We start from the raw sequence: 25,792 nt of genomic DNA, 5'->3' as shown, positions 1-25,792 counted from the left end.
AGGGCATGAGGAGAATCCGGTTAGGCATCGCGCTCTCGGCCTGCGCCACTCTGCTGCTCGCGGGCTGCGGCGGCGGCACGGTCGAGACGATGTCGGGCGGCGCGCCCGCGGTGGCCACGCAGGGCATGGCCGCCCCCGAGGCGCGGGACCTGGCCGCGCCGAAGAAGCAGGCCGCGCCGCAGGACGGCGGCAGCGCGGTCTCCGGGGTCAAACTGGCCCAGCGGCAACAGGACCGGCAGGTGATCTACACCGGCAGCATGACCGTACGCGCCAAGCAGGTCATCCCGGCCGCGCAGCAGGCCAAGCAGCTCGTCACGGCGGCGGGCGGCTACCTGTCGAAGGAGGAGGCCGAGTCGGCCGGCGACACCGAGGACTCGGCCCTGCTGGAGTTCAAGATCCCGCCCACCCGGTACGCCGACGTGACCGCCAGGCTGGGCAAGGACCTGGGCAAGCAGCTCTCGATGACCCAGGGCACCCAGGACGTCACCCTCCAGGTCGCCGACGTCGAGAGCCGGTTGACGTCGGCGCAGAAGTCGCTGGAGTCGCTGCGCACGTTGCTGAAGAAGGCCGAGACCATCGGGCAGGTGCTCCAGGTGGAGCGGGAGATCAACTCCCGCGAGGCGGACCTTGAGGCGTTGCAGGCCCAGCAGAAGGAGCTGGCCACCCAGGTCGCGATGGCCACGCTGACGCTCCGGCTGGTCGGGCCGGTGACCGTGGTGGAGGACCCGGCCGAGGAGCCGGCGGGCTTCCTCGGCGGGCTGAAGGCCGGGTGGGAGGCGCTGGTGTCGTTCACCAAGACGGCGCTGACCGTGTTCGGCGCGCTGCTGCCGTGGCTGGTCGTCATGGCGCCGCTGGTGGCCGCGGTGGTGTTCCTGGTGCGGCGCAACCGCGCGCGCCGCCCCGCGCCGCCGGCCGGGCCCGAACCCGCCGAGCCCGGACCGTCGGCGGCGTGACGGTCAGGCGCCCGCTTCGTGCACCAGGTCGGTCAGGCGCTTGAGCTGGTCGGGGTCGGTCGAGGGGAGCACGCCGTGGCCGAGGTTGAACACGTGCCCCTCGGCCGCCGCGCCGCGCCGCAGCACCTCGCGGGCCCTGCGCTCCACGACCTCCCACGGCGCGAGCAGGATCGCCGGGTCGAGGTTGCCCTGCAGCGCCTTGCCCGGCCCCACGCGCCGGGCCGCCTCGTCGAGGGGCACCCGCCAGTCGACGCCCACGACGTCGGCCCCGGCCTCGCCGAGCACGCCGAGCAGCTCGCCGGTGCCCACGCCGAAGTGGATGCGGGGCACGCCCGCGACGCCCTCGAAGATGCGCCGGGTGTGGGGCAGGATGAACTCGCGGTAGTCGTCAGGGGCCACCACGCCCACCCACGAGTCGAAGAGCTGGATCGCCGAGGCGCCGGCCGCGATCTGGATGCGCAGGTGCTCCAGCACGATGTCGGACAGGCGTTCCATGAGGGAGTGCCACAGGGCGGGCTCGCCGTACATCATGGCCTTGGTGCGGTCGTGGTTCTTCGACGGGCCGCCCTCGATGAGGTAGGACCCGAGCGTGAAGGGCGCGCCGGCGAAGCCGATCAGCGGGGTGGCACCCAGCTCGCCCACCAGTGCCGAGATCGCCTCCGTCACGTAGGGCACGTCGCCCGGCTCCAGCGGGCGCAGCGCCGCGACGGCCCGCGCGTCGCGGATCGGGTCGGCGACGACCGGGCCGACGCCCGGCTTGATGTCGAGGTCGACGCCGATGGCCTTGAGCGGGACGACGATGTCGCTGAAGAAGATGGCCGCGTCGACGCCGTAGCGGCGCACGGGCTGCATGGTGATCTCGACGATCAGGTCGGGCGTCGCGCAGGCGGTGAGCATCGGCACACCCTCGCGGACCTTCAGGTATTCGGGCAGCGAGCGCCCGGCCTGCCTCATGTACCAGACCGGGGTGTGCGGGACGGGCTGCCTGCGGCAGGCGCGCAGGAAGGCTGAGTCGGCGAGATTCACCCTCCAAGGGTGCCATGGCACCCGATCGGCCGAGACATCGGCGCAAGGTGTCGGAAAAACATGCATTGGATACCCAAAATCATGATCAGATAGCCAGATGAAGGTTTACCGGTCTGCCCGGCAGCGGCGTCGCACACGGGTCGAACACACCCCATGCCCGCCCAGAGAGCCGGTCTCGACTGGACCAAATGTTCACCAACCCACCGCGCGGCACCGATTCAGCGACCACTTTCGGGACACGCCGAGCGCGTTGCGGGGAATTGTCAGCGGCTCGTGCCAACGTCGGAGCCACGACCCGAAGAAAGGCCCCGGTTCGATGACTGGTGCGATGACCGCGTTGTGGAGTTCCCCGGAGGTTCGCAGCGAGCGCTGTGCTGCCTGCGCCGGCGAGCGGCTGTTCGAGCAGCCGCCCTGCTTCGACGGGCACGGTCCTGGCGAGTGTCCGGAATGGGCCTGCGCCGAATGCGGCCACGCGATCCTGCTCGGCTCGGCCGAGACCACCCGACCGGTCCGCCAGCTGGTTACGGCAGCGGCTTGATCACCAAGGATGAGCACCCCCGTGGTCCCCTTCCGTCCGTCCTCGACCTACGCTTCGGCTATGACCCTCGGTGACCAGCCACCGCCGCCCGCCGCGTTCACCCGCGCGGCGCAGAGCCTGCGGCTGTCCGAGGTCAGGCCGGAGATCGAGCTGGAGGACCTCCCCGCGCCGCAGCGGCTGGCCCCCTACTCGGCCGCCATCGGCGCCTCGGTCTACCGCGACGACGACGAGCTCGCGGTCGGCCGGCTGATCCTGCTCTACGACCCCGACGGCCAGCGCGGCTGGGAGGGCCCGTTCCGGCTGGTGGCCTACGTCCGGGCCGACATGGAGCCGGAGATCACCTCCGACCCGCTGCTCGGCCCGGTCGTGTGGAGCTGGCTGACCGAGGCCCTGGAGGCGCACGAAGCCGACTACTCCGCCGCGGGCGGTACCGTGACTAGAGCTGTGTCCGAGGGCTTCGGCAACAAGGCGGAAGACCCGGTCACGACCGAGCTCGAGCTGCGTGCGTCCTGGTCGCCCGCCGAGGAGGATCTGTCCGGCCACGTCGCCGCCTGGTGCGACCTCATGTGCCTGGCGGCGGGGATCCCGCCGCTCCCGCCCGACGTGGCCGCGCTGCCGCGCCGACGTGATGATCCGGAGAGTGACCGTACGAAGTGAGGGCACCAGTCAAGACAGCACCAGCGTCATGAGGTCGGTGAGCTCATGACAGAAGAACGCATCGTAGAGCCCCTGCTCGAACCCCGCGAGGGCATCCCCCCGGTGATCGCCGACGCGCACGGGCTGGCCCGGGTCGTCGACGCCTTCGCCGCGGGCACCGGCCCCGTGGCGGTCGACGCCGAGCGCGCCTCCGGCTACCGCTACGGCAACCGGGCCTACCTCGTCCAGCTCCGCAGGGCCGGCGCCGGCACCGCGTTGATCGACCCGGTCGGCTGCCCCGACCTGTCGGCGCTCGACGCCGCGCTCACCGGCACCGAGGTCGTGCTGCACGCCGCGTCCCAGGACCTGCCGTGCCTGATGGAGGTCGGCTTCAAGCCGCGCGAGATCTTCGACACCGAGCTGGCCGGCCGGCTGCTCGGTTACGAACGGGTCGGGCTCGGCACGATGGTCGAGACTGTACTCGGGCTGCGGCTGGAGAAGGGCCACTCGGCCGCCGACTGGTCCACCAGGCCGCTGCCGGAGGACTGGCTGCGCTACGCCGCCCTCGACGTCGAGGTGCTGGTCGAGCTGCGCGACATGCTCCACCAGGAGCTGACCGGGTCGGGGAAGCTGGAGTGGGCGCGCGAGGAGTTCGCGGCCGTGCTCAACACCCCGCCGCCGACGCCGCGGTCCGACCCGTGGCGGCGTACGTCGGGCATCCACAAGGTGCGCAACGTGCGCGCGCTGGCCATCGTGCGCGAGCTGTGGACCATGCGCGACACGATCGCCAGGGAGAACGACCTGGCCCCCGGCCGGGTGCTGCCCGACGCCGCGATCGTCACCGCCGCCCTTGAGGGCCCCCGCACGAAGAAGGCCCTGACCGAGATCTCGGCGTTCACCGGCCGCAGCGCCCGCCGGTACATGAACGACTGGCTGGCCGCCGTCAACCGGGCGCGGACGTTGCCCGACGGCGAGCTGCCCCAGCCGAGCACGCCCGGCGACGGGCCGCCCCCGCCCAACCGCTGGGCCGACCGCGACCCGGCGGCGGCCAAGCGCCTCGCGGCGGCGCGGGCCGTGGTGGCCGCGCTGGCCGAGGAGCACCGCATGCCCACGGAGAACCTGCTCCAGCCCGACGCGGTGCGCAGGCTCACCTGGGAACCGCCCGCTGAGATCACCGACGAGAGCGTGACCGAGCGGCTGCGCTCGCTCGGGGCGCGTGAGTGGCAGCTCTCGCTCACGGCCCTTCCCATCGCCAAGGCGCTGGCCCGGCTCGAAGGCCGGGTCGACAGCTAGTTCCCCCGCCGGCGGTCGGGCGGAGGGCCCGCCTCCGCCCGCCGGCGTCACCGTCCCACTTGACGCTCGGAGGGGGACGGCCGTACGTTTCGGGAAAGCGCTTTCCCCATCCGTTGCCTGAAGGGATCCCCATGAGCGTGCGCACCATCGGCGTCGTGATGAACGGCGTCACCGGACGAATGGGCTATCGCCAGCACCTCGTCCGCTCCGTCCTGGCCCTCAACGAGCAGGGCGGCGTCACGCTCTCGGACGGCGACCGGGTCAGGCTGCGCCCGGTCCTGGTCGGCCGGAACGCCGACAAGCTCGCCGACATCGCCGACCGGCACGGGATCCCCGACTTCACCACCGACCTCGACGCCGCCCTCGCCGACGACGACAACCTGATCTACTTCGACGCCCAGGTCACCAGCGCCCGCGTCAAGGCCGTGCTCAAGGCCATCGAGGCGGGCAAGCACGTCTACGCCGAGAAGCCGACGGCCGAGTCGGTGCAGGAGGCCGTCGCGCTGGCCGAGGCCGCCACGGCCAGGGGCGTGAAGAACGGCGTCGTGCAGGACAAGCTGTTCCTGCCGGGCCTGCTCAAGCTGAAGCGGCTGATCGACGGCGGGTTCTTCGGCCGGATCCTGTCGGTGCGCGGCGAGTTCGGCTACTGGGTGTTCGAGGGTGACTGGCAGGAGGCGCAGCGCCCGTCCTGGAACTACCGGGCGCAGGATGGCGGCGGGATCGTGCTCGACATGTTCCCGCACTGGCACTACGTGCTGGAGAACCTGTTCGGCCGGGTCCGGTCGGTCTACGCCAAGGCCGTGACGCACGTCCCGTCCCGGGTGGACGAGCAGGGCCACGCGTACGAGGCCACCGCGGACGACGCCGCGTACGGGATCTTCGAGCTCGAAGGGGACGTGATCGCGCAGATCAACTCCTCCTGGACGGTCCGCGTGAACCGCGACGAGCTGGTCGAGTTCCAGGTGGACGGCACGCACGGCAGCGCCGTCGCGGGCCTGCGCAACTGCCGCTTCCAGCACCGGGCCGCCACCCCCAAGCCGGTCTGGAACCCCGACCTGCCCGCCACGGCCCGCTTCCGCGAGGACTGGCAGGAGGTGCCGGACAACGCCGAGTTCGACAACGGGTTCAAGGTGCAGTGGGGGGCGTTCGTCCGGCACGTGCTGGAGGACGCGCCGTTCCCCAACGACTTCGCCTCGGGAGCGCGCGGCGTGCAGCTCGCCGAGCTGGGCCTGCGCTCGAACGCCGAGGGCCGCAGGATCGAGGTGCCGCAGCTGTGAGGATCGACCTGCCGGGCGGCGCGTACGAGCTGCGCGCGCCGGTGACCTGGCCGATCTCGGCCGCCCCGGCCGCGAGCCGGGTCGTCTACGCGGCCGCGCACGTCGTCGCCGACCCGCTCGGCGACAACACGCCGGGCTCCCCCGCCGCCGTCGACTGGGACGCCACGCTGCGCTTCCGCCGCCACCTGTGGTCGCACGGCCTGCGGGTGGCCGACGCCATGGACACCGCCCAGCGCAACATGGGCCTGGACTGGGCGGCGACCAAGGAGCTGATCCGGCTCAGCGCCGAGGAGGCGCGCCCGTTCGGCGACCCGGCGGCGCTGGTGGCCTGCGGCGCGGGCACCGACCACGCGCCCGGCGCCGCCGACCTGCACACGATCACCGCCGCGTACGCCGAGCAGGTGGAGGCCGTCCAGGCGGCCGGGGCGGGCGTGATCGTCATGGCCTCCCGCCAGCTCGCCGCGGTGGCGGCCGGGCCCGCCGACTACCACCAGGTGTACGGCAAGGTCCTCGGCCTGGCCGACCGCCCGGTGATCCTGCACTGGCTGGGCGAGATGTTCGACCCGCAGCTGGCCGGCTACTGGGGGGCGTCCGACGTGGACGCCGCGACGGAGTCGTTCCTGGAGCTGGTCCACGCCCACGCCGCCGTGGTGGACGGCGTCAAGGTGTCGCTGCTGGACGAGGAGCACGAGGTGCGGCTGCGCGCCGCGCTCCCCGAGGGCGTCCGGCTCTACACCGGCGACGACTTCAACTACCCCTCCCTCATCAGGACGGGCTCGCACGCGCTGCTCGGCATCTTCGACGCGATCGCCCCGGCCGCCGCCGCGGCCCTGCGCGAGCTGGACGCCGCCGAGGCAGCCGGCGGGGCAGCCGGCGGCGAGCAGGCGGCCCACCACCTGGCCCGCTACGACGAGATCCTGACCCCCACGGTCGCCCTGTCGCGGAAGATCTTCGAGGCGCCGACGTACCACTACAAGACCGGCATCGTCTTCCTGGCCTGGCTCAACGGCCACCAGGACGCGTTCGCCATGGTGAACGGCGCCCAGTCGGCGCGCTCGCTGCGCCACCTGGCGGAGGTGTTCAGGCTGGCCGACCGGGCCGGGCTGCTGGCCGACCCGGAGCTGGCCGTGCGCAGGATGACGGCGCTGCTGGCGGTGAACGGCCTGTGAGCCTGTCGCTGAACCAGTGGACGACCAGGCGCTGGTCGGTCGCCGAGGCCGTGGACGGCTGCGCGCGGCACGGCCTGGAGGCGATCGGGCTGTGGCGCGAGAAGGTGGCCGAGGAGGGGCTCGCGCGCAGCGCCAAGCTGGTGCGCGAGGCCGGGCTGCGAGTGTCCTCGCTGTGCCGGGGCGGCTTCCTCACGGCGGGCGGGCTGCCCGGCGAGGAGGGGCGGCGGGCGTTCGAGCAGGCGCTCGACGACAACCGGCGGGCCGTGGACGAGGCGGCCGAGCTGGCGGCCGCGTGCCTGGTGATGGTGGTCGGCGGGCTGCCGGGGGTGCGGCCGGGCGAGCCGCTGCCGCCCGGTTTCTCCAAGGACGTCGCCGGGGCGCGGGAGCGGGTCGCCGAGGCGCTGTCGGTGCTGGCGCCCTACGCCGGCGAGCGCGGCGTCAGGCTGGCGCTGGAGCCGCTGCATCCGATCTACTGCCCCGACCGGGCGGTGCTGTCCACGCTGGGCCAGGCGCTCGACCTCAGCCTGCCCTACCCGGAGGAGCAGGTCGGGGTGGTGGTGGACACCTTCCACGTGTGGTGGGACCCCAGGCTGGCCGAGGACGTCGCGCGGGCCGGGCGGCGCATCGCGTCGTACCAGGTGTGCGACTACCTGCACCCGCTGCCCGCCGACGTGCTGCTCGGGCGGGGGATGATGGGCGACGGGGTGATCGACTTCGCGCCGATCACCCGGGCCGTGCTGGCCGCCGGGTACGCGGGCGACATCGAGGTCGAGATCTTCAACGCCGACGTCTGGGCGGCCGACCCGGACGAGGTGCTGGCCACGATGAAGGCCCGCTACGCCGAGCTGGTGGTCTAGACGCGGCCGGGGTCGACCGTGCCGTCGAGGGTGAGGGCGGCTTCGAGCAGGAAGTAGTCGCCCCAGACCAGCTCGTGGGCGGTGGCCAGGCCCTTGCGCCGGTCGTAGCAGCCGTCCACCAGGCCGCCGTGCTCGTTGAGGTGGTCGCGGGCCAGCGCCTCCAGCGTGCGGGCGGCCTGGTCGCGGTAGCCGTCCTTGGCCAGCGGCGCGAGCTTGGCCAGGGCGGCGACGGCGATCGCGGTGGCCGAGGTGTCGCGGGGCGCGGCGGGGATGTCCGGGTCGTCGAAGTCCCAGTAGCAGACCAGGTCGGACGGGACGTGGGCCAGGTACCAGTCGGCGACCTCGGTGGCCGGGCCGGTGAACTCGGGCGACAGGTGGGCGGCCTGGGCCAGGCCCAGCATCGCCCACGCCTGCGCGCGGGCCCAGGTGCTGCCCGGCGAGGAGCCGTTGACGGCGCCGGCCGAGGTCTGGGCGACCGAGCCGTCCTCCCGCACGCACATGGCGTAGCCGGTACGGGCGTGGGACTCGGCCATCACCAGCAGCTCGCGGGCTCCGGTGCGTTCGCAGGCGAAGGCCAGCAGCGGGACCGTGCCGGGCAGGCCGTCCACGCAGGCGCCGGGGCGCGGCCAGCCGTACTTGGCGACGTCCTCCTCCTGGGGCGGCAGCAGGCCGGCCAGCGGGTCGAAGCCGATGCTCAGCGACCGGGCGGCGGCCACGGCGGCCGTGGCGCCCGGCTCCTCGTCGCCGGCGAGCACGGCCGGGAGCGCGGCGCCGTACCAGAACAACATGCCGCGCAGCAGCGTGGGGGCGTCGGTGCGGGCGGCCAGCCGCTCGGCGACCTGGCCGGCGGCGCGGGCGTAGCGGGGCTCGCCGGTGGCGACCGCGGCCAGGGACAGCAGGCCGCCCCAGAAGCCGCCGCACCAGTCCCCGTCCTCGGACCAGGTCCATTCGCCCGTCGCGGGGTCGGCGTAGAGGGGGAAGCGTCCTTGAGACTGCGCGAGGGTCGTGCCGACCCTGCGCACCAGCTCTGCGACCAGCATGGAACCGCCTCATCCGGAAACGTGATGCCTCCTCCGGTTACCCGGGGCGGCACGGGCTTAACGGGACGCGTCCCAGACGATCAGGTAGCGCCGCAGCAGCAACCGACGGAACCGGCAGCCGGGCAACAGCCGCCTGGCGGCCCGCCCCACCTCGGCCCACGCCATGACAGGGGCCATGACGGGGACGGGCGGCCCGCTCTTGGGGCCGTGGCGGAGCTGGTGGACGCGGGTGACGACCTGTGCCGTGCCGCTGATGGCCCAGTCGAGGAGCGACCGGTTCCTGGCATGCCCGACGACCACCAGCCGGCCGCCGGGCGCGAGCAGCCGCCGCAACGCCCCCACGGCCGTGCCGAACTCGGCGTGGTGCACGACGGCCACGGCGCTGACGAAGTCGTACCCGGACTCGGGCAGCGCGGCCGGGTCGAGGTAGTCGGCCTCGGCGAAGGTGAGGCCGGGCCGGTCGCGGTGGCGGGATCTGGCCAGGGCGACGGCCTGCGCGGACCGGTCGACGCCGGTCACGTCGGGGACGCGGGCGGCGAGCTTGCCCGCCAGGAGGCCGTCGCCGCAGCCGACGTCGAGGGCGCGGGCCGAGCCGGGCGGGATCAGGCTCAGCACCAGCCGCTGGTAGTGCACGTTGTGATTCCAGTACGGATCGGGCACTCGATCACCATAGTGGCCTAAAGGGTCACCGTGCCCGCCGCTCCGTCGACGGTGATCTCCTGCCCCGTGGCGATGCGGCCGATGGCGTCGCGGACGCCGACGACGGCGGGGATGCCGTACTCGCGGGCCACCACGGCGCCGTGCGACATGGCGCCGCCCATCTCCATCACCAGGCCGCCGGCCGTGAGGAACAGCGGGGTCCAGCCGGGGTCGGTCGAGGGGCAGACCAGGATCTCGCCCGGTTCGAGGTGGGCCCCGGTCGGGTCGAGCACCACCCTGGCCGGGCCGGTGACCGTGCCGGCCGAGGCCGCCGTGCCGGTCAGCGCGCCGTCGGGCACGGGTCCGGCCAGCGCCTCGGGCTCGGTGCCGTCGGAGAGCATGATCCGGGGCACGTGCCTGCGGCGCGACTCCCGCTCGTACGCCGCCCGCCGCCCGCGCACCAGGTCGCGCAGGTCGCCGCCGGACAGCGCGGACCTGGCCTCCTCCATGCGCAGCAAGTACACGTCGGCGGCGTCGTCCAGGACGCCGGCGGCGACGAGGTGCTCCCCGACCGCGCGCAGGCTGTGCCGGACGGCGGCGATGGCCCTGACCGCGTGGTACTTGGGCAGTTCGCGCAGCCCCGCGTACGCCCGGGTGCGGCCGAGCGCGAAGCGCACCACGGGCGCCCGCCACCGGCCCCTGCGCGCGGCCAGCGCGGCGACCCGCTCGACCTCCTCCCGCGCCGCTCGCGCGCCCCTGGCGAACAGCGCGTCGGGGGCGAGGCCGGAACCGGCGTCCATGCGCAGGTAGTTGGCCAGTACGCCGAGGATGTGCGTGGGGTCGTCGGACCAGCGGGGCACGCCGACGTCGATCTCGGCCACGCCGCGGTGGCCGTACCTGCCGAGGAAGGCGGCGATCTCCTTCTGGGCCCGCGACGGCAGCTCGCCGGCCCGGTAGCGGCGGGCCAGCTCGGCCGCGGGCACGTCGCCGAACGGCTCGGGCTCGACGCGGGTGGCCAGGCCCCACAGTTCGAGGTCCATCTCGGTGGTCGGGTTGTGCGGGACGCCGCGCAGGACGTCCTGCAGGTCGCCCACCCGCGTGCCGGAGAGCCGGGCGGCCAGGCCGAGCAGGGCGTATCCGGTGAGCACGATCGGCATGATCGAGACGATGGCCGGGAACGTCCCGCCGAGCAGGCGTTCGGCGTGGTCGAGGCGCTGGGCCGGGGTGGCGCCGGGCGGCGGTTCGAGCCGCCGGTCCAGCTCCTCGCCGACGCGGGCGGCGTGGGCGAGCGCCCTGGCCGGGCTCAGCAGCGCGTCGCGGACGCGCGCCGGCGCGTGCACGCGGCGTGCGAAGCGGCGCAGCCCGCGCAGGAACGGGCGGGGCGAGGTCTGCACCACCGACAGCCGCGGGTCGCCCGCCAGCTCCCGCACGACGGCCGCGGCCCGCGCCTCCCCCAGGGGCATCATGCGGGTCAGGACCGCCCGGCCCGTACGGCTGCGCAGCGGCGTGGTCAGGTCGATCCACAACCGCTGCCCCGCCTCGGACAGGAACGCCGGGCCGTCGAGCCGGTCGGCGGGCGCGTGCCCGAACAGGGTCGCCGCCCCCGAGGCGACCAGGTTGAACGCCGACACCCCCATCGGGGTCAACGGCCCCATCACGCCCTGGGCGACGTTGAGCGACAGGTGCACGCGCAGGCCGGGCCCGGCCGGCCGGGGCAGCGGGTAGAGCGTGGTGATCGGCCTGGCCTGGGTGAGCCAGAGCGTGCCGTCCTGGCCGATGGCCCACTCGGTGTCCTGGGGCGTGCCGTAGTGGTCCTCGACACGCGCGCCGAGCTCGGCCAGGGCGAGCACCTGCGCGTCGGTCAGGCACAGGCCGCCGGCGGCGGTCTCGACGCGTTCGACGCCGCCGCCGGGCAGCGGCCGGACGGCCAGCTTCGGCCCGCCCGCCCGCCGTTCCAGCACCTCGCCGCCCGAGACGACGAACCGGTCGGGATCGACGGCTCCGGAGACGACCGCCTCGCCCAGGCCGGGGGCGGCGTCGAGGACGGTCGCGTGCCGCCTGCCGGTCACCGGGTCGGCGGTGAACATCACCCCGGCCACCCGCGCGTCCACCATCACCTGGACGACCACCGCGAGCCGGACGCCGTCGTGGCCGATGCCGTTGGCCTCCCGGTAGGCCACGGCGCGGTCGCTCCACAACGAGGCCCAGCAGCGGCGTACGGCGTTGAGCACCGCCTCGGCGCCCACCACGTTGAGCAAGGTGTCCTGCTGGCCGGCGAAGCTGGCGAACGGCAGGTCCTCCGCCGTGGCCGAGGAGCGCACGGCCACCGGGACGTCCGCGCCGAGCCGCGCGTAGGACGTCACGATCGCCTCGCGCACCGGGGCGGGCATCTCGGCCCGGAGCAGGTGGCGCCTGGCCCGCCCGGCGAGCCCGTCGCCCGGGGTGAGGTCGAGCCCGGCGGCGACCTGCCGGTAGGCGTCGGTGGTGAGCACCCAGCCGGGCGGGACGGGCAGGCCGGCGCGGGTCAGCTCGCCGAGGTTGGCGGCCTTTCCGCCCACTTCGGCGAGCATCGTGGCGTCGATCTCGGAGAAGTCGCGTGTGGTCCTCATGGAAGGCACCCCTTCTCCGGAGTCTGCCACAAATTCACCAGCTGTTGAACAGCGGTGTCCCGTCCAGTTCCCAGGACGGGTCGAGCGGCACGCCGAGCAGGGCCAGGGCGGTCGGGCCGACGTCCACCAGGCGGGGCTCGGCCAGCGGGCGGCCGCCGAGGTCTGCGCCCAGCCGGTTCGCGATCACGAACACCGTGCGCTCCTCGGCCGAGGTGCCGCCGTGGCCGCCCTCGTCCACGTGGCCGTGGTCGGTGGTGACCAGCACGGTCCAGCTCTCCCCCGGACGGGCGCGGACGGCGTCGAGCAGGCGGCCCAGGTAGGCGTCCTGGGCGTGCAGGGCGGCGGCGTACTCGGGGCAGTGGGGGCCGAGGGCGTGGGCCACCTCGTCGGTGTCGCCGAGATAGACGAAGGCGAGGTCGGGGCCGGTCTCGGCGAGGTGGCGCTCGGCGGCGTCGGCGATCTGCCGGTCGGCGGCGGTCCAGGTGAGGGCGTAGCCGTCCAGGACCATGCGGTGGTCGATGGCGGGGCCGAACGCGCCGTGCTCGCCGAGGGCGGCCCAGGAGAGGAAGGCGGCGGTCACGAGGTCGGGGCGGGCATTCTTCGCACGACTCAAAAAGTCCGGAAATTTCGTGAACTTGGGGCTGGCGAAGCTGTTGTCCACGACGCCGTGTTTGTCGGGCCAGGCGCCCGTGGCGATGGACGACCAGCCGGGGCCCGAGTCCGTGCGCGACCTGATCACGCGGCCCGCCGCCGGCGGCTCCGGAGCCTTGGGCACGACCTCGCCGGGCGACTCCGTCCTGGGGGCCGCCGCCTCGCCGTACGGGAGCTTGCTGGTGCCGTACGCACCGGAGGCCATCAACGACGACAGGACCGGCGGGGCCAGGGCGACGAGCCGGTCGAAGCGCAGGCCGTCCATGCCGACCACGAGGACTTTGTTCTTGTTAAGGGGCATTCCCCTATCTAAGCGGTGAACCGCCGCACCCAGGCGACCGCGTCCGGCAGGATCTCCTCCACCGGCGCCACGTCCGGATACCAGGTGCGCTCCCACTCCAGCGAGACCCATCCGGCGTACCCGGCCGCGCGCAGCAGGTCGCCGGCCTCCTCCAGCGGGACCGCGCCCGTCCCCATCGGGACCGGGGTGGTGTCCTCGGCCGAGACGGCGTCCTTGACCTGGACGTAGGCGAGCCAGGGGCCGAGCGCGGCGAGCGTGGCGGCCGGGGACTCGCCGTTCCGCCAGGGGTGCAGCAGGTCCCACAGCGCGCCGGTGGACTCCGGGCAGCCCGCCTCGGCCAGCAGCCCGGCCACGGCCGCGCCGGTGGGCATCAGGTCGTGCGTCTCGACCAGGACGCGTACGCCGAGGTCGGCTGCCGTACCGGCGACGGACCTCAGCCTGCGGGCACCGACCGCCGGATCGTCGCCGCGCGGGAACACCCGCACGCCCGGCGCGCCCAGGTCGGCGGCCAGCCGCAGGTCGGCGAGGAGCGCGTCGGCGACCGGCTCGTCCGGTCCCGGCTCACAGATGCCGACATATCCAGCCAGGGCGGCGATCTCCAGCCCCGCCCGCTCCACCCGTTCCCGCACCCCGCGCCGCTCCTGCGCGGTGAGCCCGGCATGGACGCCGGTGTCCGGATGCAGCCGCAGCTCAAGCCCCTGGCAGCCGTGCGCGGCGGCGATCCCGGCCGCCCGCTCCAGCCCCTCCCCCGGCATCCCCAACGTGCTGACCGCCGGCTTCACGCCATCACCCCGGCTTCCGCGCCCGTCACGCTCATGTCATCCTCCTGACGCTCTCCCGCAGCACGACCTCGCCCGCGACGTGCTCGACCACGGGGGCGGCGGTGGCGTCGTCCCGGCCGAGCGCGAGCTCCAGGGCCCGCGCCCCCATGTCCGTCAGCGGCAGCCGCACGGTCGTCAGCGCGGGCACGTGATCACGCAACGTGACGATGTCGTCGAACCCGGCCACCGAGACGTCCTCGGGCACCCGGATCCCGCGCTCCCGGCAGGCGGCCAGCGCCCCCACGGCCATCACGTCGTTGACCGCGAACACGCAGGTCGCCTTGCCGATCTCGGTCGCGGCCCGGTAGCCGCCGTCGCGGTCGAACGGCCCGTGGACCACGACGGGCTCGGGCAGCCCCAGCTCCCGCAGCGCCTCGGCGAACCCCTCGCACCGGTCGGCGGCGGTCACCAGGTGGGGCGGCCCGGCCAGTACGGCGAAGCGGGTGTGGCCGAGCCCGGCCAGCGCGCGGGCCAGGGCCGCGGCGCCGGCCCGGTTGGCGGGCGCGACGGTGTCCACGCCGAGCAGGTCCTGGCCGACGCACGCGGCCCGGCCGCCGCCCTCCCGGTATCGGGCCAGCTCCTCGCGCAGCCGCCCGGTCACGACGGGGTCGGCGACCCGCGAGCCGACCAGCAGCACGGCGCGCACGCGCTGGGCGTTCATGGTGGCGACGTAGGCGATCTCCTGCTCGGGATCGCGGTGGGTGGTGCCCACCATGACCAGCATGCCCTCGGTGGCGGCGGCCCGCATCGCGCCGTCGGCCAGCGCGGCGAAGTAGGGGTCGGTCAGGTCGTGGACGACGATGCCGATGACGTTGCTCGCGCCCCGGGCCAGCGTCTGGGCGGCGATGTTGGCGCGGTAGCCGAGCTCGTCGGCGGCCCGTTCGACGCGGGCCCGCAGGGTCGCGCCCACCTGGCGGGTGCTGCCGTTGAGCACCCGCGAGGCGGTGGCGAGGGAGACGCCCGCCTGTTTGGCGACGTCCTCAAGCGTGACCACGAGACCTCCCGGAAAGCGGTTTCCAAGTCTGCCAGACGACGACCTGGCTCCGCATCCTCGCACGCCCGCCCCCGGCGGCGGGACAACTCGCGGCCCCGCGCTCACGAGGACGGCGACGGGGTCCTCACGCCCAGGGGAACAGGATGTCGAACAGGCCCTTCTTCTCGCTCGGCGAGGGGGCGGGCTGCTCCTGCTGCACGGGCGGCGCCTGCGTGGGAGGTGCGCTCTCCTGCCGCTCCGGCCGCTTGGTGGCGGGCGCCTCGGCCGAGTCCTCGGGGGTGCCGTCGGAGGTGTCGTTCATCTGGTCCCGCGGGCCGTGGGTGACCTTCTCGTCGGGCGTGGCCGTCGGGCGGCTCTCGCGGGCGGGGGTGGTGGGCCGTACCGACGGCTCGCGGGTGGGACGGGGGCGGCGGGCCACGGGGGTGGGGGTTACGGTCTCGGACACGGTCGGCTCGGCGGTGTCCGTATCCTCGGGCTCGGGCGCGGCCTCGGTCTCCTCCGGGAGCGCCGTCCGCGCCGGGGCGGTGACCTGGCTCGCCCCGGCGCAGGCCCCGGCCCCGCACGGGTCGTCGGAGGAGGTGCCGGTGAGCAGCCAGCCCGCCCCGGCGCCGACCAGCACCACCGCGGCCGCCGCCAGCACCAGCACCCTGGTACGCCGGCGCACCTCACGGTCGCGCCCGGCGCCGCCCCGGCGGTCGTCGGCGTCGTCGGTCCAGCCGGAGCCAAGGAAGCCGCGCCTGGCCTCACCCGCGTCGTCGTCGCGCTCGGGCTTGTAGCCCTGGTCCAGCGGCAGGTAGGGCAGGTCGTCGTCGCCCGCGCGGTCGCCGGACACGTCGGAGACGTCGGGCCCGTCCGCGCCGAGGACGGCGTGCGGCCCGCTCAGGCCCTCGTACGGCCCGGCCAGCGTCTCGTGCGGCCCGCTCAGGGCCTCGTGGGACCCGCCCGGCCCGTCCAGGACGTCGTGCGGGCCGCTCGGGGCGTCGAGCACGTCGTGCGGCGCGTCGACCGGAGTCGCCGAAGCCGCCGGAACCGCGGGGGGCGCCGGGACTTCGACGGGCTGCGCGCCCTGGCCGGCCGGGAGGATGTAGGTCTCGTTGCCGGAGACCTGGATCGCGGGCTGCTCGTCGGTGTCCTCGGTGCTCCACCGGGGGGACAGCACGTCTCCGGTCAGCTCCGGGTTTAACGATTTACCCTGCCCATCCTCGTACGGCCTGTCGTTCTCGTCGCGCGCCACGATGGAACCTCTCTAGCTTTGAATACGGACCGCGACCTTTCTTAACAGACTTGTCCGGAAATTTCACATGTTTCACTAAAGTTACTCTGCGTCACATTGGTCCCAGCCAGCGGGCGAGCGCGGCCTCCAGCGGGTACCCCCGCGCCCCCGACGTCCAGGCCGTATATCCGTCGGGCCGCACGAGCAGCGCCTCGGCGTCGTGCTCCGCGCTGCCGCGCACGATCTCCAGCCGGTCCGCCCACGGAGCGGCCGCCGCCACCAGGTCGTCGCGGCCGCCGAGGTCCAGCAGCAGCGTCCGGCCGCCGCGCAGCAGCTCCGCGGTGCGCACCACGCCGTCGGCCGTCTTGACCGGCAGGTCGGGCGCCATCCGCCCGGCCCCCGGCACGCCCACGTCGTAGACGGTGTCCACCCCGCTGATCATCCCGCTCAGGTACTCGTTGACCTGGTCGAACCGCATCAGCTCGGCGAACAGCTCGCGCAGCGGGTCGACAGCGGGGTCGGGATTGGCCAGCGCGCTCTGGGCCCGCACGTTCCACAACACCCGCGCGCCGACCGGATGGCGCTCCGCGTGGTAGCTGTCCAGCAGCCCGGCGGGGGCGTCTCCGCGCACCTCGGCGGCCAGCTTCCAGCCCAGGTTGAAGGCGTCCCCCAGGCCGGTGTTCAGCCCCTGGCCGCCCCACGGGAAGTGCACGTGCGCCGCGTCCCCGGCCAGCAGGACGCGGCCCGCGCGGTAGGTCTCGGCCTGCAGGGCGGCGTCGCCGTACCGGGACAGGTTGCGCGCGCCGGCCATCGGGACCGGCACGCCGAGGATGTGCTCGGCCGCCTCCTGGAGCTCCTCCACCGCGACGGGGGCCTCGCGGTCGGCGTGCGGGGCACGGAAGTCGTAGGTGGTGACGCGGCTGTGCCCGGCGGGGTCGAGCCAGACGATGACCCAGCCCCGCGGCGTACGCGTGTAGCCCGGCGGCACCGTGTACGGGTCGAGCAGCCGTACGTCGCCCATGAGCGCGGCGACGCGGGCCCCGGTGCCGGTGAACGGGATGCCGGCGGCCTTGCGCACCACGCTGCGCGCGCCGTCGGCGCCGACGACGTACCGGGCGGTCAGCTCGTGGCCGTTCACGGTCAGCGCGACGTGGTCGTCCCGCTGCTCCAGGCCGGTGACCTCCTGGCCGCGCCTGATCTCCGCGCCCAGGGCCGCCGCACGGCGGGCGAACACCTGCTCGGCCCACGCCTGCGGGCTGCCCACGATGCTCGGCCCGCCGTCCGTGACCGCTCCGAGGTCCAGCCCGAACAGGCCGGAGAAGTGGAAGCTCACGCTCCCGTACGTGGACCGCCCCACGGCCTCCAGCAGCCCGCGCCGGTCGAGGCTCCGGGCCGTGCCCGCGTGCAGCGTCCCGGCCTTGGACTGGCCGGTCGGCACGGCGAGCCGTTCGAGCACCAGCGGCCGCACCCCCTGCAGGCCCAGCTCGGCGGCGAGCAACATGCCCACGGGCCCGCCACCCACCACGGCGACATCGAACACAGCACCCTCCTCGAATCCGGATGAGTACGTAATCCTCGTACATACGAACAATGTCCGTCAAATCATCGTTCGTGTTATCCGTACAATGGCGGCATGCTGCACCCGTCGCGTGACCAGATCCAGTTGGTGGACGTGCTCGCCGCGCTCGGCCATCCCGTACGCGCCAAGATCGTGCGCGCGTTGGCCTCGGGGGACGAGCTGTTCTGCGGCGAGGTCGTGGCCGACGTGCCGAAGTCGACGCTGACCGCCCACTGGCGGGTGCTGCGCGAGGCCGGCGTCATCTGCCAGCGCCCGGAGGGCCGCAAGTTGTTCATCCGGCTGCGCCGCGACGACCTCGACGCCCGCTTCCCCGGCCTGGTCGACCTGCTGCTGTCCGAGGACCTCTGATCACCCGTCGCCCGGGTCACATGCAGGGGTTCGTGGTGGAGTCGACCACCTTGTCCTTGAGCGAGCCGGGGATCGCCGACGCCACCCGCACGCCCGGCCAGTCGGCCCCGATGACGAGCTGCACGATCGGCCCGTCGGGCAGCGGGGTGACCTTGGTCGCGTACGGCTTCGGGTTCACCGGCGCCACCTTGCCCGCCACCGGCGTGCGCTTGTCCTTCGACAGCCGGGCGGCCACGGCGTCCCCGTAGGCGGCGCCGTTGTCGGCGTCCTTCTTCGCGTACCGGATGGACGTGGTGGCCACCGGCGCGGCGTTGCCGACCTGGACGACGGCGAACCCCTGGTCGGCCAGCTCGTCGGCCACCTGACCGGCCTTGCCGATCTCGGTGGTGCCGTTGAGCACCTGGACGCGCACCCGCCCGTTCTCGACCTTCGGCTTGGCGGCGGACGAGGGCGGGGTCACCTCGGTGTCGGAGCGCACGGCCTCGAAGAAGTTGCGCGCGTCCGGCTGCTTGAGCTGCACCCGGTTCTTGTCGGCCGGGTACGCCTCCACCGGCACGGTGATGCCCTTGAGCTCCTTGGCGGTCAGCCCCTGGACGCTTCTGGCGATCTCCAGCATCCGGTCCGGCTCCTTGAGCTCGCTGTCCAGGGAGACGGCCTTGGCCCCGGCCCGCAGGAACGCGTTGAGCTTGGCGGGGTCGGTGAGCAGCCCGCCATCGGTGATCTTGTCCAGCACCTTGGTGAGGAAGACCTGCTGGCGCTGGATGCGGCCGAGGTCGCTGCCGTCGCCGAGGGCGTAGCGGGTGCGCACGTAGCCGAGGGCCTGCTCGCCCTTGACGACGTGCTTGCCCGCGCTGAGCACGAGCTTGGCCTTGGGATCGTTGACCGCCTTGGGCAGGCAGATCTCGATGCCGCCGAGGGCGTCGACGATGCCCTTGAAGCCGGTGAAGTCCACCTTCACGATGTGATTGATCTTGATGTTGGTGAGCGACTCCAGCGTGCGGACCGTGCAGTTGATGCCGCCGTCATTGAAGGCGGAGTTGATCTGGCGCAGCCCGCCGGCCAGCATCGCGCCGGTGCGGCTCTGGCACTGCGGCATCATGACCATGGTGTCCCGGGGGAAGCTGATCATGGTGGCCTTGTCCCGGTCCGGGGAGATGTGCAGCACCATGATCGTGTCGGTGCGCTCGCCGAGGCCCTGTGACTTCGCGCCGTACTTCTTGTTGTCGCCCTCGCGCGAGTCCGACCCGACGAGCAGCACGTTGAGCGCGCCGGTCTCGGGCGGCCGCGACCCGGCCTCCACCGGCGGCAGAACCGGGATGTCGGCGAAGATGCTGCGGTAGTACGCGTACCCGCCCAGCGTGACGGCGACCAGCACGAACGTCAGCACCATGCTCACCCACGCCATCGGCGTGATCCGCGGCGCGCGTCCCGGAGGCCGGTCCAGGCGACGGTCGGGGCGCTGATCGGGGTGGCGGTCCGGGCGGCGGTCGGGGCGATGCTGCGGCCGTTCCGCCGCTCTCCGGCCCTCGCTCACGCGCCCCCTCTACGCGCGCCCGCACAGGACGCACCCCCGCGCGCCCCTCGCAGAGCGCGGCCCCCTATGGTGTGACGCGCAGCATACTGACAATCCGCCGTCTATACGGCATGTCGCCGATTTCACCCGATCGCGGCCTTCGGAGGACGCGTCCGGCGAGGGCTCCATGCAAAGCGCGCGAATCGGCGGCGTCACTACGGTCCGTGACGCCATCATGACGTCCATGCTTCTGACCGAGATGGCGCCCCCTCCAGGCGCCGAGGCGCTGGCCGGGCTGCGCACCGCCGCCCGGACCGCCCGCCGGGCCGTCTTCGTCGCACTCGCCGGCTCGATCGCGCTGCTGGCCACGTCCCAGGTGCTGGCCGACCGCGCGCCGACCAGAGAGCAGACGTTACCGCTCGCCGTGCTCTCCCTGGCGGTGTTCGCGATCGCGCTGCCCGTCCTGGCGGTCACCCAGTTGGTGTGGGGCGCGCGGGCGCGCCTGGTGCGCCACCGCGAGCGGGAGCTGTTCGCCGTCCCGCCCTCGGCCCGGCGGCGTCCGCTGAGCCGGCTCGGCGTCGCGTCCGGCTGGGCCGTGCTGCTGCTGCTCGGCGGCACCTCTCCCGGGCAGTTCAGGGCGGCCGCCCGGTACGCCTTCGCCGACGCCCTGAGCTGGGCCGTCGAGGCCGCCATGGTGGTCGGCCTGGCCGCTGGGGTGTCGTTCCTCGTCTGGTGGGCACGGGACGCCCTGGGGATAGTGGCGCGCGCCGGGCGTCCGGGAGGATCACCTGGCGATCCGTGGGATCCCGGCCGGGGCGCGCGTCCACGAGGGGGCGCGGCGCTCTGGACGGGCGCGGCCGTGGCGGTCGCCGCCCTGCTCGGAGCCCGCGCCCATCTCTGGGAACCGCCCATGCCGATCGTTTACGCGCTGCTGACCGCCGCACTCGTCTGCGGGGTGGTTACCGACGAGTAGCATAGGCGCGGAACCCCATCCAAGAACGAGGAGCGAATCCGTGCCTTCCTCTCGTGACGTCGTGTTCGTCGACGGCGTACGCACGCCTTTCGGCAGGTCAGGGCCGAAGGGACTGTACGCGGAGACCCGCGCTGACGACATGGTCGTCCGCGTCATCCGCGAGCTCATCCGGCGCAACCCCGGGCTGCCTCCCGAGCGCGTGGACGAGGTGGCCATCGCCGCGACGACCCAGATCGGCGACCAGGGCCTGACCATCGGCCGCTCGGCGGCGGTGCTGGCCGGCCTGCCCAAGAGCGTGCCCGGCTACGCGATCGACCGCATGTGCGCGGGCGCGATGACGGCGGTCACCACGGTCGCGGGCGGCATCGCCTTCGGCGCGTACGACGTGGCCATCGCCGGCGGCGTCGAGCACATGGGCCGCCACCCCATGGGCGAGGGCGTGGACCCCAACCCGCGGTTCCTGTCGGAGAAGCTGGTCGACCCGAGCGCGCTGGTCATGGGCATGACCGCCGAGAACCTGCACGACCGCTACCCGTCGATCTCCAAGGAGCGCGCCGACGCCTACGCGGTGCTCTCGCAGGAGAAGGCGGCCAAGGCGTACGCCGACGGCAAGATCCAGCCCGACCTCGTGCCCACCGCGATCAGGACGGCCGAGAAGGGCTGGGGCCTGGCCGCCGAGGACGAGGCGCCGCGCCCCGGCACCACGATGGAGGCGCTGGGCGCGCTCAAGACGCCCTTCCGCCCGCACGGCAACGTCACCGCGGGCAACTCCTCCGGCATCAACGACGGCGCCACCGGCTGCATCGTGGCCGCCCGTGAGGTCGCCGGCGAGCTGGGCCTGACGCCGAAGATGCGCCTGGTCTCCTACGCCTTCGCGGGCGTGGACCCCGAGGTGATGGGCGTGGGCCCGATCCCGTCCACCGAGCGGGCGCTGCGCCTGGCCGGGCTGTCCATCGGCGACATCGGCCTGTTCGAGGTCAACGAGGCGTTCGCCGTCCAGGTGCTGGCCTTCCTGGAGCACTTCGGCATCGCCGACGACGACCAGCGCGTCAACCCCTACGGCGGCGCGATCGCCTTCGGCCACCCGCTGGCCTCCTCGGGCGTGCGGCTCATGACGCAGCTCGCCCGCCAGTTCGGCGAGCGGCCCGACGTGCGGTACGGCATCACCACCATGTGCGTCGGCATGGGCATGGGCGGCACTGTGATCTGGGAGAACCTGGCATGAGCGACATCGAGACCTGGCGCACGCTGCTGAGCGGGCGCAATACCGACGAGGTCGTCACCAAGGCCCTCGTGCGCGACGTGCCGCTGCCCGGTGGCGCCGGCACGATGGCCCTGATCACCCTGGACAACGGCTTCGACCACACCAAGCCCAACACCTTCGGCCCGCACGGCCTGTTCGCGCTGGACGAGGCCCTGTCGCAGATCGCCGCGCGCACCGACCTGGCCGCGGTGGGCGTCACGGGCAAGCCGTTCATCTTCGCCGTCGGCGCCGACCTCAAGGGCGCGGCGGCCGTGGCCTCCCGCGAGGAGGCCGAGGCCATCGGCGCGCTGGGCCACCACGTCTTCCGCAGGCTGGGCGAGCTGCCGATCCCGACGTTCGCGTTCGTGAACGGCGCGGCCATGGGCGGTGGCCTGGAGATCGCGCTGCACTGCGCGTACCGGACGATCTCCTCCGGCGTGCCCGCGGTGGCGCTGCCCGAGTGCTTCCTCGGCCTGGTGCCCGGCTGGGGCGGCACGCAGCTACTCCCCCGCCTGATCGGCCCGGCGAACGCGATCAAGCTGATCATCGAGAACCCGCTGTCGCAGAACCGCATGATCAAGGGCGCGGACGCCTACAAGCTGGGCGTCGCGGACGCGATGTTCGAGCCGGCCGACTTCCTGGAGGAGTCGCTGCGCTGGGCCGCCCGCGTGGTCAAGGGCGAGGTCGCCGTCGAGCGGCAGGAGCACGACGGCTGGGACAAGGCCGTCGCCGACGCGCGCTTCCTGGTGGACATGAAGCTGCGCGGCGCCTCCCCCGCCCCCTACCGGGCGCTCGACCTGATCGCGCTGGCCGCGACCGCCTCGCGCGACGAGGGCTTCGCCGCCGAGACGCAGGCGCTGGCCGACCTGCTGATGGGCGACGAGCTGCGGGCCGGGCTCTACTCCTTCGACCTGGTCCAGCGCCGGGCCAAGCGTCCGGCGGGCGCGCCGGACCGGTCGCTGGCCCGCAAGGTCACCAAGGTCGGCGTCGTGGGCGCCGGGCTGATGGCCTCGCAGATGGCGCTGCTGTTCGCCCGCCGCCTGGAGGTCCCGGTCGTGCTGACCGACCTCGACCAGTCCCGCCTGGACAAGGGCGTGGGGTACGTGCACGCCGAGGTCGACAAGCTGCTGGGCAAGGGCCGCGTCTCGGCCGACCAGGCCAACCGGCTCAAGTCCCTGGTCACCGGCTCCCTGACCAAGGACGCCTTCGCCGACGCCGACTTCGTCATCGAGGCCGTCTTCGAGGACATGGCGGTCAAGAAGCAGGTGTTCGCCGAGGTCGAGGCCGTGGTCTCGGACGAGTGCGTGCTCGCCACCAACACCTCCTCGCTCTCGCTCACCGAGATGGGCGCCGGGCTGGCGCACCCCGAGCGGCTGGTCGGGTTCCACTTCTTCAACCCGGTCGCCGTGATGCCGCTGCTGGAGATCATCAGGGGCGCCTCGACCGACGACGCCACGCTGGCCACGGCGTTCGCGGTGGGCAAGTCGCTGCGGAAGTCGTCCGTGCTGGTGAAGGACGCCCCGGCGTTCGTGGTCAACCGGCTGCTGACCTGCTTCATGGGCGAGGTCGTGGCCGCCGTGGACGAGGGCACGCCGCTGGAGGTCGCCGAGCACGCGCTCGACGGGCTCGGGCTGCCGATGACGCCGTTCGCGCTGCTGCAGCTCGTCGGCCCGGCCGTCGGCCTGCACGTCGCCGAGACGCTGCACGCGGCCTTCCCCGAGCGGTTCGGCGTCTCGGAGAACATGGCCAAGCTGGTCGCCTCGGGCAAGCCCGGCGTCTACCGTCCGGACTTCTCGCTCGACCCGGAGGCTGTGGCCCTGTTCGCCGGCGGCACGTCGCCGTCCACGGCCGAGCAGGTCCGTGAGCGCGTGCTCGGGGCGCTGTCCCGGGAGATCCGGATCATGCTGGACGAGGGCGTCGTCGCCGGGCCGCAGGACATCGACCTGTGCATGATCCTGGGCGCCGGCTGGCCGTTCCATCTGGGTGGCATCACGCCTTATCTGGACAGGTCGGGGATCGCCCAGCCCCGGTTCCTTCCGCCCGGTGTGGCCTCGCTGCCCGCGTGATTTTACGGAGGCCCGCCCGGCGGGTCTCCGTACGTCATGGCCGCCTTCGCCGTAGCGTACTGTGCCGTCCTACGAACGGAGAGTAACCATGATGCGAGCAGTCGGCACGATCGCTCTGTCCGGAGCCCTCGTGCTGGGTGCGTCGTCGCCCTCCCTGGCGGCGCCCCCCACCCCCAAGGTCGTCCTCAAGGTCACCATGGCGGTGAAGAACGGCCCCACCAAGGGCGCCTGGCTCAACTGCAGCCCCGACGGCGGCACCCACCCCTCCGCCCACGCCGCCTGCGCTCTCCTGCGCAAGGTGAAGGGCGACCCGGCCAAGATCAACGTCTCGCCGAAGGCGGCCGCGGCCTGCGGCAAGGAGCTGGAGCCGCGCGCCGTCATGATCCTCGGCAAATGGTACGACAAGACCGTCAAGTGGGGCAAGGTCTACACCAACGCCTGCACGATGAAGGCGGGCCTCGGAACGCTCCTGGCGATCTGAGCGGGCGAGGGGGCGGGCCACCGGTCCGCCCCCTCGCGCGTCACCGGCCGGGCACGGCCCCCGCCTGCTGTGACGGTAGCCGTAGGCGAAGTAGACGACCACGCCGATGATCATCCAGACGACGAACCTGAGCCAGGTCTCCAGCGGCAGGTTGAGCATCAGGTAGAGGCAGGCCAGCACCGACAGGATCGGCAGCAGCGGCACCATCGGCACCCGGAAGGCCCGCTCCAGGTCGGGCCGGGTGCGCCGGAGCACGATCACGCCGACGGAGACCACCATGAACGCGAACAGCGTGCCGATGTTCACCAGCTCGGCCAGCTCCCCGAACGACACGAACCCGGCCAGCGCCATGGTCACCAGGCCGATGAGGACGGTGAGCCGGGCGGGCGTGCCGAAGGTGGGGTGGACGACGGCCAGCCGGCGCGGCAGCAGGCCGTCCCGGCACATGGCGAACAACACCCGGGTCTGCCCGAGCAGCAGCACCAGCACCACGGTCGTCAGACCGGCGATGGCGCCCACGCTGATGATGGCGGCCAGCCAGGGGTGGCCGACGGCGGTGAACGCGTCCGACAGCGGCGCGCTCGTGCTCAGCTGCTTGTACGGCTGCATGCCGACCACGACCAGCGAGACGGCGACGTAGAGGATCGTGCAGACGGCCAGCGAGCCGATGATGCCGCGCGGCACGTCGCGCTGCGGGCGCACGGTCTCCTCGGCGGCGGTGGCCACGATGTCGAAGCCGATGAAGGCGAAGAACACGATCGCCGCGGCCGAGAAGATGCCGATCACGCCGAACGCGACGGGCGTGACCCCGAACAGCACCTGGATCAGCGGCGCCTTCAGCCCCTCGACCCGCGGCGAGGCCACCGGGTCGGGGATGAAGGGCGTGTAGTTGGCGGCCTTGACGAAGAACAGCCCGGCCACGATGACCAGCAGCACCACCGTGATCTTGGTGATCACCAGGATCAGGTTGACCCGCGAGGAGATCTTGATGCCGGCCACGAGGATCGCGGTGAGGATCAGCACGATGGCCACCGCGGGCACGTTGACCACGGGATCGTCGCCCGCGATGGACGCCGGCAGGTGGATGCCGACGGAGTCGAGCATCGAGGCGAAGTAGCCCGACCAGCCGACCGACACCACGGCCGCGGCCAGCGCCAGCTCCAGGATCAGGTCCCAGCCGATCACCCAGGCGGGGAACTCGCCGAGGGTGGCGAAGGAGAAGGTGTAGGCGGACCCGGCCACGGGGATCGTCGAGGCGAACTCGGCGTAGCACAGCGCCGCCAGGCCGCACACCACGGCCGCCACGACGAACGAGAGCGCGACCGCCGGCCCCGCCACCTCCTTGGCCACCTGGCCGGTGAGCACGAAGATCCCGGTACCGACGATCACGCCGATGCCGAAGACCATCAGGTCCATGGCGCTCAGCCGCTTGCGCAGCTGGTGCTCGGGAGTTTCGGTGTCGCGGATCGACTGTTCGACGCTCTTCGTGCGAAAGATGTCCACGATCAGCGATCCTTCCCAGCCCCTCAGTGATCATGCGCTCGCGCCGGGCACGCCGGTGAAGCGCCTCGT

21 protein-coding genes are annotated in these 25,792 nt (G+C 73.2%); 10 read left to right on the top strand and 11 right to left on the bottom strand.

The window, feature by feature from the left end; genetic code table 11:
* Positions 1 to 5 precede the first annotated feature (5 nt).
* Positions 6 to 953: a DUF4349 domain-containing protein gene (locus ACNF49_RS19285; protein ID WP_482944573.1), complete on the top strand. Its 948-nt coding sequence runs from the start codon at positions 6 to 8 to the stop codon at positions 951 to 953.
* Between the two features lie 3 nt (positions 954 to 956).
* On the opposite strand, the gene hemE is transcribed toward ACNF49_RS19285, so the two are convergent.
* Complete coding sequence (hemE, locus tag ACNF49_RS19280; protein WP_482945545.1) at positions 957 to 1,907, bottom strand: uroporphyrinogen decarboxylase; 951 nt, start codon at positions 1,905 to 1,907, stop codon at positions 957 to 959.
* Positions 1,908 to 2,577: 670 nt separating this feature from the next.
* On the opposite strand from hemE, the gene ACNF49_RS19275 reads away from it, so the two are divergent.
* The 5 genes from ACNF49_RS19275 (at position 2,578) to ACNF49_RS19255 (ending at position 7,749) form a co-directional block, all read left to right on the top strand.
* A complete protein-coding gene (locus ACNF49_RS19275; RefSeq protein WP_352365603.1) occupies positions 2,578 to 3,174 on the top strand; it encodes a DUF3000 domain-containing protein in 597 nt (198 codons plus the stop codon).
* Between the two features lie 45 nt (positions 3,175 to 3,219).
* Positions 3,220 to 4,446 (top strand): HRDC domain-containing protein, encoded by a 1,227-nt coding sequence (locus ACNF49_RS19270; RefSeq protein WP_482944572.1) that lies wholly within the window; start codon positions 3,220 to 3,222, stop codon positions 4,444 to 4,446.
* Between the two features lie 131 nt (positions 4,447 to 4,577).
* Positions 4,578 to 5,723 carry a Gfo/Idh/MocA family protein gene (locus ACNF49_RS19265; RefSeq protein WP_482944571.1) on the top strand — a complete coding sequence of 382 codons (1,146 nt, stop codon included), beginning with the start codon at positions 4,578 to 4,580 and terminating at the stop codon, positions 5,721 to 5,723.
* Complete coding sequence (locus tag ACNF49_RS19260) at positions 5,720 to 6,892, top strand: dihydrodipicolinate synthase family protein (RefSeq protein ID WP_482944570.1); 1,173 nt, start codon at positions 5,720 to 5,722, stop codon at positions 6,890 to 6,892. The genes ACNF49_RS19265 and ACNF49_RS19260 overlap by 4 nt, the downstream gene beginning before the upstream one ends.
* Positions 6,889 to 7,749 carry a sugar phosphate isomerase/epimerase family protein gene (locus ACNF49_RS19255; protein WP_482944569.1) on the top strand — a complete coding sequence of 287 codons (861 nt, stop codon included), beginning with the start codon at positions 6,889 to 6,891 and terminating at the stop codon, positions 7,747 to 7,749. The genes ACNF49_RS19260 and ACNF49_RS19255 overlap by 4 nt, the downstream gene beginning before the upstream one ends.
* Here ACNF49_RS19255 and ACNF49_RS19250 read toward each other — a convergent pair.
* The 8 genes from ACNF49_RS19250 to ACNF49_RS19215 form a co-directional block, all read right to left on the bottom strand.
* Positions 7,746 to 8,789 (bottom strand): glycoside hydrolase family 88 protein, encoded by a 1,044-nt coding sequence (locus tag ACNF49_RS19250; protein WP_482944568.1) that lies wholly within the window; start codon positions 8,787 to 8,789, stop codon positions 7,746 to 7,748. The two genes, ACNF49_RS19255 and ACNF49_RS19250, sit on opposite strands and share 4 nt — an antisense overlap.
* A 57-nt stretch (positions 8,790 to 8,846) precedes the next feature.
* Positions 8,847 to 9,449, bottom strand: coding sequence for a class I SAM-dependent methyltransferase (locus ACNF49_RS19245; protein ID WP_357964984.1), 603 nt, complete (start codon positions 9,447 to 9,449; stop codon positions 8,847 to 8,849).
* A gap of 17 nt (positions 9,450 to 9,466) precedes the next feature.
* Positions 9,467 to 12,037, bottom strand: coding sequence for a PEP/pyruvate-binding domain-containing protein (locus ACNF49_RS19240; RefSeq protein ID WP_482944567.1), 2,571 nt, complete (start codon positions 12,035 to 12,037; stop codon positions 9,467 to 9,469).
* A gap of 34 nt (positions 12,038 to 12,071) precedes the next feature.
* Positions 12,072 to 12,989 carry an alkaline phosphatase family protein gene (locus ACNF49_RS19235; RefSeq protein ID WP_482944566.1) on the bottom strand — a complete coding sequence of 306 codons (918 nt, stop codon included), beginning with the start codon at positions 12,987 to 12,989 and terminating at the stop codon, positions 12,072 to 12,074.
* A gap of 8 nt (positions 12,990 to 12,997) precedes the next feature.
* Positions 12,998 to 13,771: a sugar phosphate isomerase/epimerase family protein gene (locus ACNF49_RS19230; RefSeq protein WP_482944565.1), complete on the bottom strand. Its 774-nt coding sequence runs from the start codon at positions 13,769 to 13,771 to the stop codon at positions 12,998 to 13,000.
* 31 nt (positions 13,772 to 13,802) lie between these two features.
* On the bottom strand, positions 13,803 to 14,804 hold the full coding sequence (locus tag ACNF49_RS19225) for a LacI family DNA-binding transcriptional regulator (RefSeq protein ID WP_357964995.1): 1,002 nt from the start codon (positions 14,802 to 14,804) through the stop codon (positions 13,803 to 13,805).
* A gap of 124 nt (positions 14,805 to 14,928) precedes the next feature.
* Positions 14,929 to 16,038 carry a hypothetical protein gene (locus ACNF49_RS19220; protein WP_498702692.1) on the bottom strand — a complete coding sequence of 370 codons (1,110 nt, stop codon included), beginning with the start codon at positions 16,036 to 16,038 and terminating at the stop codon, positions 14,929 to 14,931.
* A 91-nt stretch (positions 16,039 to 16,129) separates the two neighbouring features.
* Complete coding sequence (locus tag ACNF49_RS19215; RefSeq protein ID WP_482944563.1) at positions 16,130 to 17,557, bottom strand: FAD-dependent monooxygenase; 1,428 nt, start codon at positions 17,555 to 17,557, stop codon at positions 16,130 to 16,132.
* A gap of 93 nt (positions 17,558 to 17,650) precedes the next feature.
* Here ACNF49_RS19215 and ACNF49_RS19210 point away from each other — a divergent pair, with 93 nt between their 5' ends.
* Complete coding sequence (locus tag ACNF49_RS19210) at positions 17,651 to 17,944, top strand: ArsR/SmtB family transcription factor (protein WP_357965003.1); 294 nt, start codon at positions 17,651 to 17,653, stop codon at positions 17,942 to 17,944.
* A gap of 16 nt (positions 17,945 to 17,960) precedes the next feature.
* On the opposite strand, the gene ACNF49_RS19205 is transcribed toward ACNF49_RS19210, so the two are convergent.
* Positions 17,961 to 19,334 carry an LCP family protein gene (locus ACNF49_RS19205; RefSeq protein ID WP_482945544.1) on the bottom strand — a complete coding sequence of 458 codons (1,374 nt, stop codon included), beginning with the start codon at positions 19,332 to 19,334 and terminating at the stop codon, positions 17,961 to 17,963.
* A 367-nt stretch (positions 19,335 to 19,701) separates the two neighbouring features.
* Between ACNF49_RS19205 and ACNF49_RS19200 the strand changes: the two genes are divergently transcribed.
* The 3 genes from ACNF49_RS19200 (at position 19,702) to ACNF49_RS19190 (ending at position 23,739) form a co-directional block, all read left to right on the top strand.
* Positions 19,702 to 20,430 carry a hypothetical protein gene (locus ACNF49_RS19200; RefSeq protein WP_482944562.1) on the top strand — a complete coding sequence of 243 codons (729 nt, stop codon included), beginning with the start codon at positions 19,702 to 19,704 and terminating at the stop codon, positions 20,428 to 20,430.
* Between the two features lie 61 nt (positions 20,431 to 20,491).
* Positions 20,492 to 21,655 carry a thiolase family protein gene (locus tag ACNF49_RS19195; RefSeq protein WP_482945543.1) on the top strand — a complete coding sequence of 388 codons (1,164 nt, stop codon included), beginning with the start codon at positions 20,492 to 20,494 and terminating at the stop codon, positions 21,653 to 21,655.
* Positions 21,652 to 23,739, top strand: a complete 2,088-nt coding sequence (locus ACNF49_RS19190) for a 3-hydroxyacyl-CoA dehydrogenase NAD-binding domain-containing protein (RefSeq protein WP_357965013.1) — start codon at positions 21,652 to 21,654, stop codon at positions 23,737 to 23,739. The genes ACNF49_RS19195 and ACNF49_RS19190 overlap by 4 nt, the downstream gene beginning before the upstream one ends.
* 34 nt (positions 23,740 to 23,773) lie before the next feature.
* Here the strand turns inward: ACNF49_RS19190 and ACNF49_RS19185 are convergent, their stop codons facing one another.
* The gene (locus ACNF49_RS19185; RefSeq protein ID WP_482944561.1) at positions 23,774 to 25,723 is read right to left on the bottom strand and encodes an amino acid permease; all 1,950 of its coding nucleotides are present in this window, start codon (positions 25,721 to 25,723) and stop codon (positions 23,774 to 23,776) included.
* Between the last annotated feature and the right edge of the window lie 69 nt (positions 25,724 to 25,792).

It is taken from the genome of Actinomadura sp. ATCC 39365 (assembly GCF_054392275.1).
The sequence above is the reverse complement of the archived record's forward strand: the minus strand, read 5'-3'. Positions and strand labels throughout refer to the sequence as shown.

Coding starts and splice junctions, on each gene's coding strand:
- ACNF49_RS19285 (WP_482944573.1), top strand. CDS start 6: ATGAGGAGAATCCGGTTAGGCATCGCGCTCTCGGCCTGCGCCACTCTG.
- hemE (WP_482945545.1), bottom strand. CDS start 1,907: ATGAGGCAGGCCGGGCGCTCGCTGCCCGAATACCTGAAGGTCCGCGAG.
- ACNF49_RS19275 (WP_352365603.1), top strand. CDS start 2,578: ATGACCCTCGGTGACCAGCCACCGCCGCCCGCCGCGTTCACCCGCGCG.
- ACNF49_RS19270 (WP_482944572.1), top strand. CDS start 3,220: ATGACAGAAGAACGCATCGTAGAGCCCCTGCTCGAACCCCGCGAGGGC.
- ACNF49_RS19265 (WP_482944571.1), top strand. CDS start 4,578: ATGAGCGTGCGCACCATCGGCGTCGTGATGAACGGCGTCACCGGACGA.
- ACNF49_RS19250 (WP_482944568.1), bottom strand. CDS start 8,789: ATGCTGGTCGCAGAGCTGGTGCGCAGGGTCGGCACGACCCTCGCGCAG.
- ACNF49_RS19240 (WP_482944567.1), bottom strand. CDS start 12,037: ATGAGGACCACACGCGACTTCTCCGAGATCGACGCCACGATGCTCGCC.
- ACNF49_RS19235 (WP_482944566.1), bottom strand. CDS start 12,989: ATGCCCCTTAACAAGAACAAAGTCCTCGTGGTCGGCATGGACGGCCTG.
- ACNF49_RS19210 (WP_357965003.1), top strand. CDS start 17,651: ATGCTGCACCCGTCGCGTGACCAGATCCAGTTGGTGGACGTGCTCGCC.
- ACNF49_RS19205 (WP_482945544.1), bottom strand. CDS start 19,334: ATGGTGCTGACGTTCGTGCTGGTCGCCGTCACGCTGGGCGGGTACGCG.
- ACNF49_RS19200 (WP_482944562.1), top strand. CDS start 19,702: ATGCTTCTGACCGAGATGGCGCCCCCTCCAGGCGCCGAGGCGCTGGCC.
- ACNF49_RS19190 (WP_357965013.1), top strand. CDS start 21,652: ATGAGCGACATCGAGACCTGGCGCACGCTGCTGAGCGGGCGCAATACC.